This window comes from Deinococcus sp. (assembly GCF_025362455.1).
GTDB lineage: Bacteria > Deinococcota > Deinococci > Deinococcales > Deinococcaceae > Deinococcus.
This window is the reverse complement of sequence record NZ_JANYGJ010000216.1, coordinates 1-9,181: the sequence shown is the minus strand read 5'-3', so window position 1 is coordinate 9,181 and position 9,181 is coordinate 1. Positions and strand designations below refer to the sequence as shown.

Annotated in this window: 10 protein-coding genes; all 10 read left to right on the top strand. The window is 67.3% G+C overall.

Translation table 11 applies throughout. The features are described from left to right. Positions 1–514 (top strand): ester cyclase (locus Q0R23_RS15270; protein ID WP_293914342.1); only part of this gene is annotated, 514 nt, incomplete at its 5' end. Positions 515–805: 291 nt separating this feature from the next. Continuing rightward, entirely contained in the window at positions 806–2,098 is a 1,293-nt protein-coding gene (gene hisD, locus Q0R23_RS15265) for a histidinol dehydrogenase (protein ID WP_293914340.1), read from the top strand. After that, entirely contained in the window at positions 2,095–2,298 is a 204-nt protein-coding gene (locus tag Q0R23_RS15260) for a hypothetical protein (protein ID WP_293914338.1), read from the top strand. Before hisD ends, Q0R23_RS15260 begins: the two co-directional genes overlap by 4 nt. Then, the gene (locus Q0R23_RS15255; protein WP_293914336.1) at positions 2,295–3,644 is read left to right on the top strand and encodes an amidase; all 1,350 of its coding nucleotides are present in this window, start codon (positions 2,295–2,297) and stop codon (positions 3,642–3,644) included. The genes Q0R23_RS15260 and Q0R23_RS15255 overlap by 4 nt, the downstream gene beginning before the upstream one ends. A gap of 57 nt (positions 3,645–3,701) precedes the next feature. Beyond that, the gene (locus Q0R23_RS15250) at positions 3,702–5,909 is read left to right on the top strand and encodes a heavy metal translocating P-type ATPase (RefSeq protein WP_293914335.1); all 2,208 of its coding nucleotides are present in this window, start codon (positions 3,702–3,704) and stop codon (positions 5,907–5,909) included. A 12-nt stretch (positions 5,910–5,921) separates the two neighbouring features. Next, entirely contained in the window at positions 5,922–6,641 is a 720-nt protein-coding gene (locus Q0R23_RS15245) for a transporter (RefSeq protein ID WP_293914333.1), read from the top strand. A gap of 13 nt (positions 6,642–6,654) precedes the next feature. After that, the gene (locus tag Q0R23_RS15240) at positions 6,655–7,569 is read left to right on the top strand and encodes a cation diffusion facilitator family transporter (protein ID WP_293914331.1); all 915 of its coding nucleotides are present in this window, start codon (positions 6,655–6,657) and stop codon (positions 7,567–7,569) included. 59 nt (positions 7,570–7,628) lie between these two features. Next, the gene (locus Q0R23_RS15235) at positions 7,629–7,991 is read left to right on the top strand and encodes a metalloregulator ArsR/SmtB family transcription factor (protein ID WP_293914329.1); all 363 of its coding nucleotides are present in this window, start codon (positions 7,629–7,631) and stop codon (positions 7,989–7,991) included. 87 nt (positions 7,992–8,078) lie between these two features. Next, positions 8,079–8,720 carry a type IV toxin-antitoxin system AbiEi family antitoxin domain-containing protein gene (locus Q0R23_RS15230; RefSeq protein ID WP_293914327.1) on the top strand — a complete coding sequence of 214 codons (642 nt, stop codon included), beginning with the start codon at positions 8,079–8,081 and terminating at the stop codon, positions 8,718–8,720. Next, on the top strand, positions 8,704–9,093 hold the full coding sequence (locus Q0R23_RS15225; protein WP_293914325.1) for a nucleotidyl transferase AbiEii/AbiGii toxin family protein: 390 nt from the start codon (positions 8,704–8,706) through the stop codon (positions 9,091–9,093). Before Q0R23_RS15230 ends, Q0R23_RS15225 begins: the two co-directional genes overlap by 17 nt. Positions 9,094–9,181 lie beyond the last annotated feature (88 nt).

Below are 9,181 nucleotides of genomic sequence, written 5' to 3'. Positions count from 1 at the left end.
GCAGGCGCCGACCTTTTACGAGGTGCCCTCCGCCGATCAGCCGCAGGAATTCATCCGCGCCATTTTGCAAAACATGTGGAACGCCAGACTCATCAACATGGTGCGTACCCACTACGCCCCCGGTCACGTCGCCTTCCTGCCCGACTCTCGCAAGCTGTACGGTCACGGGGACTACGAGAACTTCGTCATCACGCTGATGGCCAGTTTCCCCGACATCGCTATGACGATTAACCATCAGTGCGTTCAGGGCAGTGCCGAACGCGGTTACCGGGTGGCGACGCGCTTCACCTTGCAGGGCACGCATGACGGTTACGGTCCGTATGGCTCACCGACGGGGCGGCGGATGTATCTGGTCGGCATCAGCCACCACGTCATCAAGGGTGGTGTGGTCGTGCAGGAGTGGACGCTGTTCGACGAGTTCGCCCTGCTCAAGCAGCTCCACGGGCAGCTCGGCGGCGCGTCTCAGACCGCTGTGCCGCTCACCGACGACCTGGACGGCCTGAGTGCCGACTGAGCCGCCGCCCGCCAAGCTGGGGAGTGCTCTCCCCGTGCAGATCAGCCCCGCACAGGCCGAGCCGACGGGCCAGACTCCAACGTTTCGTCGGTGACGTGAGCCGGGTCGGCGCACCTGAATATGACGCCGCCCCGCCCGGCAGGCTTGAGCGTGCGCAGGCAGGTGGACGGCAGGGGAATGGGAACGCTGCCTGGTCGCCCCCTTCGTAAACACACCACCTCCCGCATTTCCTACAAGCCACGCGCCACAAACCACAGGCCACGCGCCACAGGCCCTCAGAAGGAGCCGATCATGGAATACTTCAAAAAAGCCCCCCCGCAGCCTTCCGCCGTCTCGCAGGAGATCAGGGATACCGTGTCCGAAATCATCCTGGCCGTCGAGCGCGAGGGCGTGGACGCGGTGCGGCGCTACAGCCACAAGTTCGACGGGTTCTCCCCGGATTCGTTTCGCTTATCGGACAAGCAGATCGCTGCCGGGCTGGCCCAGGTCGATGACAAGGTGGCGCAGGCCATCGACTTCAGCCTGGCGCAGATCAAGGGTTTTGCGGCGCTCCAGCGCGCGACCCTGACTGACTTCGAGACCGAGACGCTGCCGGGCGTGAGAATCGGGCAAAAGCAGATTCCGGTGAACGCCGTGGGCGCCTACATCCCCGGTGGGCGCTACCCGATCCTGGCCGCCGCAGGCATGACGGTGGGCGTGCCGAAAGTCGCCGGAGTGAAACGGATCGTGGCCTGCGCGCCTGTTCAGCGCGGGACCGGCCAGGTCAACCCCTCGCAGCTCTACGGCATCGTCAAAAGCGGCGCCGACGAGATCTACAGCATCGGCGGGGCGCAGGCGATGGCGGCGATGGCCTTCGGGTTAGATGGCAGTGACCCGCTCGGCGCGGTGGACATGATCGTGGGCGCGGGCAACGCCTACGTGGCCGAGGCCAAGCGCCAGCTCTTCGGCGTGGTGGGCATCGACCTGCTGGCCGGACCCACCGACATTCTGGTGCTGGCCGACGAAAGTGCCGACCCGGAGTTCGTGGCCGCCGATCTGCTGGCCCAGGCCGAGCACGGCGTCAACTCGCCCGGCTTTCTGATTACCACCTCCAGAAGCATGGCGCAGGCCGTCTCCAGGGAGATCGAGCGCCAACTGTTGACGCTGCCCACCGCCGACGCCGCCGGTCCCGCCTGGCGCGACTACGGCGAGATCATGATCGTTGCGTCCGACGAGGAGATGGCCCGCGTCTCCGACTGGGTGGCCCCGGAGCACCTGGAAGTCCAGACCCGCGATCCAGACTGGTTTTTGCAGCGCCTGACCAACTACGGCTCGCTGTTCCTGGGCCACAACGCCACGGTGGCCTACGGCGACAAGGGTATCGGCACCAATCACGTGCTGCCCACCGGCAAGGCGGCGCGCTATACCGGCGGGCTGTGGGTCGGCAAATTCATCAAGACCGTGACCTACCAGACCGTCAGCGCCTCGGCCAACGCGACTGTGGCGCCCCCGTTCGTGACGATGGCCGACACTGAGGGCATGGTCGGCCACGCCGCCTCGATGCGTCTGCGGCTGCGGGCGGTTGCGGAAAAGGTAAGTAGGTGAACCGGGTCGATGGCGAGGTGATCCGGAGCTTCGCCGCCCTGGCCGGACATGACCTCAGCGAAGACCGCGCCGCCGCCCTGGTGCCGGGCCTGATTCCCATTCTGAAGGGTGACGCGGCCATCCGGCGCCTGAATCTGGGCACCCTCAGCCCGCTCGGCGCGACCTGGCCGGAGCTGCGTCTGGCCGGAGCCTCGCCTTGACTGACTCGGCGCTGCTGCTCGCCAGCATTCCGGAAATCGGGGCGCTCTACCGCTCCGGCCAGCTTTCACCGCTAGAGCTGACCCGGCTGTGTCTGGCCCGCATCGAGACGCTGGAGCCGCAGCTCAACGCCTTCATCACCGTCACGGCAGAGCTGGCGCTGTCCCAGGCGGCTCAGGCCGAAACCGAACTGCGCTCAGGACAGGACCGGGGGCCGCTGCACGGTATCCCTGTCGCCCTCAAAGACCTGATCGACACGGCGGGCATCCGCACCACCTGCGCCTCGCGCATCCTGAGCGCCAACGTGCCGGAGGCGGACGCGCCGCTGGTGGCCCGGCTGCGCGTTGCGGGCGCGGTGACGCTCGGCAAGACCAACCTCTCCGAGTTCGCCATGGGGGTGGCCCACGCCGATTACGGCCAGGTCAACAACCCCTGGGACGCCTCGCGCACGGCGGGGGCCTCCAGCGGCGGCTCGGCGGCGGCGGTGGCGGCGGGCATGTGCTTCGCGGCGGTCGGCACCGATACCGGCGGCTCTATCCGCATTCCGGCCAGCTACTGCGGCATTGCCGGACTCAAGCCGACCTACGGCACGGTGGACCTCAGCGGCGTGTTTCCGCTGTCGTGGTCGCTCGATCACGCCGGGCCACTGGCGCGCAGCAGCGCGGACGCGGCCCTGCTGCTGGGAGCGCTCACCGGGCGGACGTTCAGCTCGGAGGTGAAGCTGGACGGTCTGCGCCTGGGCGTCATCCAGCGAGCTAACCCCTATGACCAGCCGGAAGTCGAAACCGTGTTCGCCGCCGCCTGCCGAGCCCTGGAAGCTGCCGGGGCCGAACTGTGCGAGGTTCAGATTCCCGATCTGGGGCAGGCCGACGCCGCACTGTTCAGTGTGCTGCTGCCGGAAGCGGCCACCCTTCACGCCCACTGGCTGCAATGGCAGGGGGGCGATTACGCGCCCGACACCAGGGCGCAGATCGAGCTGGGTTTTGCGCTGAGCGCCGTGACGCATGTGCGGGCGCAGCAGTTTCGCCGCCACCTGACCCGGCGTTTCCTTGAGGCATTAGGGCGGCTGGACGCGCTGATTTCGCCGAGCGTGCCCTGGGTCGCCCCCGGTGAAGACCCGGTGTTCACGGGGGGTGAGGGCGCCGCCGAGGGCCACCGCTCGGTGCCGCACAACCTGACCGGGCTACCCGCGCTGTCGGTGAACATGGGCTTCGGGGCGCACGGGCTGCCGCTGGGCCTTCAGATCATCGCCCGGCCCCACGCCGAGGCAGTCTGCCTGGGTATCGGGGCGGCCACCGAAGGTTTGCTGCCGGACGCGCAGAGACGGGCGCCGCTGGCTCTGGCCTGATCAGGTCGGGACAAAGGCGGCTGGATGTCTGAGCATCTGCTCAGATATACTGGCGACATGACGACTTCGCCCTCCCGCCTGGACTACTTCGTGGACGGCATGGACTGCGCCACCTGCGTGCGAAAGGTCGAGCGCATGGTGGGCGCCCTGCCGGGCACGGCGGAGGTCAGGACCAGCTTCAACAAGCAGACCCTGCAACTTACCCTCGATGAAGCGCAGACGCCCAGAGCCACGCTGGAGAGCAACCTCAGATCGCTCGGTTACGCGCCGTCAGCGCTCGGTCGGCCCGTTGAACAGTCCGGTCTGAACGAGCACGACGTCATTTCGAACGCCCACAGCCACGACGATCCGGCTGACCGGGGCAGGCCCTGGTACGCCAGCGCCCAGGGCAAGCTGGTGGTGCTCTCCGGGGCGCTGCTGGCGCTGGCCTTCGTGTTCGGCTTCGCCTCGCCGACGCTCTCGGTCTACGGCTACGTCGCCGCGACGCTGCTGGGCACCTGGCCGCTGCTGAAAAAGGCCCTGGCCAGCGCCCGCTTCGGCGACCCGTTCAGCATCAACATGCTGGTCAGCACGGCGGCTGTCGGGGCGGTGCTGATCGGTCAGGCGGCGGAGGGCGCCGTGGTGGTGTTCCTCTTCGCCGTCGGCGAGCTGCTCGAAGGCGTGGCGGCGGGCAAGGCGCGGGCCGGGATCAGGGCGCTCTCGGCGCTGGCCCCCAAAACCGCCATCGTCCTCGGCGGCGAGGGGCAGCGCGAGGTGCCGGTGGCCCAGCTCCAGGTCGGGCAGACGATCCTGGTGCGGCCCGGCGACCGGGTGGCCTCGGACGGCACCATCCTGAGCGGTGTATCCAGCCTGGACGACAGCCCGGTGACCGGCGAGAGCCTGCCGGTGGACAAGACGGTGGGCCAGCGCGTCTACGCGGGCAGCATCAACCGGGGCGGCGCCCTGACGGTCCGGGTGGACAGGGCCGCCAGTGACAACACCATCGCCCGGATCATTCACCTGGTCGAGGAGGCCGAGAGCAGCAAGGCGCCCACCGCCCGCTTCATCGACCGTTTTAGCCGCTTCTACACGCCGGGCGTGGTGCTGGTCTCGGCGCTGGTGGCAGTGGTGCCACCACTTTTGCTGGGCGGCGAGTGGCACACCTGGCTGTACAAGGGCATCAGCCTGCTGCTGATCGGCTGCCCCTGTGCCCTGGTGCTGAGCGTGCCCGCCGCCGTGACCAGCGCCATCAGTGCGGGCACCCGGCACGGCCTGCTCATCAAGGGCGGCGCGGCGCTGGAACAAGTCGGCAGCGTGCGCACGGTGGCCTTCGACAAGACCGGCACCCTGACGGCAGGCCAGCCCCGCGTGACCGGCATCACCGCGCTGGGCGCCAGCGAATCCGAAGTCCTGCGCCTGGCCGCCGCCGTCGAGTCGGGCAGCTCGCATCCGCTGGCTCAGGCGATCATGGCTCACGCCCAGGGCCTCAGCGTTCCCGCCGCCCAGGACGCCCAGGCGCTGGCTGGACAGGCCGCCACCGCCACCGTCGAGGGCCGCGCCCTGGCGGTCGGCTCGCCGCGTTACGCCGCCGGGCTGGCGCCACTGGACCCGGCCACCGCGTCCACCATTGCCGGACTTGAATCTCAGGGCCGCACGGTGGTCGTGCTGCTGGAAGGTAGCGCTCCGCTGGGACTGGTCGCCATCCGCGACGAGCCGCGCCCCGACGCCAGGGCCGCCATCGCCGAGCTGCGTTCGCTGGGTATTCGGCCCCTGATGCTGACCGGCGACAACGCCCGCACCGGTCAGGCCATCGCCGCCGACCTGGGCCTGGAGGTGCAGGCCGAACTGCTGCCCGAAGACAAGCTGGAGCTGATCCGGCAACTCAAAGGATCGGGCGGCGTGGCGATGGTCGGCGACGGCATCAACGACGCGCCCGCCCTGGCCCTGGCCGACGTGGGCGTCGCCATGGGCGGCGCCGCCGAGGTCGCCCTGGAGACGGCCAGCGTGGCGCTGCTTCAGGGCCGGGTGGTGGGCGTGCCGAACCTGGTGCGGCTCTCCAGGGCGACCATGCACAACATCCGGCTCAACATCGCCTTCGCGCTGGGGCTCAAGCTCATCTTTCTGATCACCACCCTGCTCGGCTACACCAACCTGTGGATGGCGATCCTGGCCGATACCGGCGCCACCGCCATCGTGACGGCCAACGCCCTGCGGCTGCTGGGGTGGAAGCCTGGAGACTTCGTGCCTACGGCTGCACCCAAGACTCAAAACTCTGCCCGTGCATAATCTGGACGCCCGTTGAGCGCCGCGCTGGCGCAGATTTTCTCGCTGACGCTGATTCCGGTGGTGGCGACGATCCTGGGTGGCGTGGTGGCGAGCTACCGGGCACCGGGCGAGCAGCTCCGCAGCTTCGTGCAGCATTTCGCGGCAGGCGTCGTTTTTGCCGTGGTGGCTGGGGAACTGCTGCCGGAGATCACCAAAGGGCACCAACCGCTCGGCGTGGTCATCGGCTTTACCCTGGGCGTCGGCGTGCTGCTGGCGGTGCGGCAGTTTGCTGAGCGACTGGAGCGCCGCAGCGGCAGCCAGGGCGAGAGTGGATTGATCGCCGCCGTGGCCACCGACGTGTTGATCGATGGGCTGCTGATCGGGGTGGGTTTTGCGGCTGGAACCAGAGTCGGCGTGCTGCTGATCGTGGCACTGACCCTCGAACTGTTGTTTCTGGGCGTTTCGGTGGCTTCCAGCCTGGGCCAGTCGGGGCAACCGAGGCGCCGGATCATCCTAACGGTGGTGGGGCTGAGTCTGGCCGTCATCGTCGGATCGCTGCTGGGCGGCACGCTGCTCCAGGGGCTCTCCGGCCTGGCGCTGGAAATCGTGCTGTCGTTTGGCGCGGCAGCCCTGCTTTTCCTGGTCACTGAGGAGTTGCTGACCGAGGCACACGAAGTCAAAGAGACCCCCCTGATAACGGCAGCCTTCTTTGCGGGCTTTGTGTCGCTGTACCTGATCGAACTTTCGACCTGAAGGCGGTATTCCTATGAGCCACGACCACGCCGGGCACTCTCACGGCCACAGCCACGCCCCCGCCGATTTCGGACGGGCCTTCATCGTCGGTATCGGCCTGAATACCGTCTTCGTGATCTTCGAGCTGGTCTACGGCACGCTGGCGAAGTCGCTCTCTCTGGTGGCCGACGCCGGACACAACGCCTCGGACGTGCTGGGGCTGCTGTTGGCCTGGGGCGCGTACCTGGCGGCCAAACGGCGCCCGTCGCAAAAACATACCTATGGTCTGCGGCGCAGCAGCATCCTGGCCTCGCTGACCAACGCCGTGCTGCTGCTGGTCGCGCTGGGAGCCATCATCTGGGAAGCCCTGGGGAGATTTTACAACCCGGCCCCGGTGGCGGGCGGCACGGTAATCTGGGTGGCGACGCTGGGCATCGTCATCAACGGCGTCACGGCCTACCTGTTCGCCTCCGGGCGGGGGGGCGACCTGAACCTGCGCGGCGCCTACCAGCACATGTTCGCCGACGCGCTGGTCTCGGCGGGCGTGGTCGTGGCTGGCGTCGTGATCTTGCTGACCGGCTGGAACTGGCTCGATCCGGCGGTGAGTCTGGTGTTGGCTGCCGTGATTCTCTACGGCACCTGGGGTCTGCTGCGCGAGTCGCTGAACCTGGCGCTCGACGCCGTGCCGGAGGGCGTGAATCTGGACGGAGTACGCCGCTTCCTGGTGGCCCAGCCCGGCGTATCGGGTGTTCACGACCTGCACGTCTGGGGCCTGAGCACCACCGAGACGGCGCTGACCGTCCATCTGGTGATGCCGGGCGGCCTGCCCGACGAGGGCTTGCAGCACCTGCGCCATGAACTTCACGAGCAGTTCGGCGTCGAGCACGCCACGGTGCAGATCGAACAGGGCCGCGTCGCCTGTGACCTGCTTTCCGACGAGGTGGTGTGAATGGGTCAACCGGAAGAAGTGCTGAGCATCGACTATCCTTTTGAGGCTATCCTCTTGAAATGATAACCGGTTCTCAGGAAGGTGAGTGCGAGGTCAGTTGTGTCCACCCACAGGCGGTGGAGCAGGCCCGGCGGGCGTTGCCTGACGTGCGCTGCGTCGACGACGCCAGTGCGCTGCTCAAGGCGGTGGCCGACCCGACCCGGCTGCGGCTGCTCAGCGCCCTGAACACGGCTGAGTTGTGCGTCTGCGACCTGGCGGCGGTGGTGGGCATCAGCGAGAGCGCGGTGAGCCACCAGCTCCGGCTGCTGCGGGCGCACCGCCTGGTCGCGTTTCGAAGGGAGGGCCGCGTCGCCTACTACCGCCTGCTCGACCACCACGTCACGGTGCTGATCGGCAGCGCCCTGGAGCACGTGCGCGAGTAACGGTCAGAACAGGGATCCACCTTTTTTGACCATTCACCTTGTTTGAAATATGCTGCTTAGTCAACTACAATGCAGTCGATTATAAACATGCCCACGACCAAGACGACCCCCGATCAACTGCTGGACCTGTTCCAGGCGCAGGGTGGGCTCCTGACAGCCCGCGCCGCTAGGCAGGCCGGTCTGCCCAGTATGGCGATCACGCGCTTACTGGAGAAGGGCCTGATCGAACGGATTCAGCGCGGGGTTTACCGGCTCACTGACGAGTCCGAGTTGCCGACTGCCGACCTTGAAGCCCTGGACCTGCTCGAAGTGCAACTCCGCTCACCCTACGCTCGGCCCTGCCTGGTCAGCGCGCTACACCTGCATGGCCTGAGCACCACCCGGCCCGCAGCGCTGCAACTTGCCATTCCCCGCCACCGCCACCGGCCCCGGATCGAGACGCCCCAGACCGAGTTCTTCTTCTTCGGTCCGCGTGCTTACGGTACTGGCCTGACGACCCTCGACGTGCGGGGCCAGGCGCTGGTCACCTACAGTCCGGAGAAAACCCTGACGGACCTGCTGCGCTACGCCCCCAAATTTGGCCGCGAGCTGTACCTCGAAGGGCTCAAAAAGTACCTGGGCCGCCGAGCTGTACCGCTTTACCGCCTGACCGAGGCGGCCCGTGACGCTGGCGTGTGGACCGCCATGAGCCGCGATCTGGAGGTGCTGCTGCATGACCAGGACCACTGAGCCCAACCCCATCAGCTTGCTGGCCCGGCTCCGTCACCTGGGCCAGACCGCCTACCCCAATCTGCCCGCCAACAGCATGTTGTTGCTGTACGCCCAGCAAGGTTTGCTGGCGCGGCTGGATCTCAGCGACTACCGCGAGCAGTTCGTGCTCAAGGGAGCCCTGGGCCTGTTCGCCCGCTACCGGAACACCGCCCGTCCCACCGAAGACCTCGATCTGGCCGCCGCCGGGGTGCCGAACACGCCAGGGGAGATCAGCCGGATCATGACCGAACTGTGTGAATTGCCTTTCGGCGACGGCCTGAGTTTCGATGCGGCCAGTCTTAGAGACTGTCTGGAAAGTAAGAAGTCGGGCAATACTGTCTCATCGATATGAGTAGAATCAAAGGATGCAATTGTATCCAACCGATACGACAGATGAAGAGTGGGGGATTCTCAAGCCGCTCATTCCGGCCCCGAAGTCA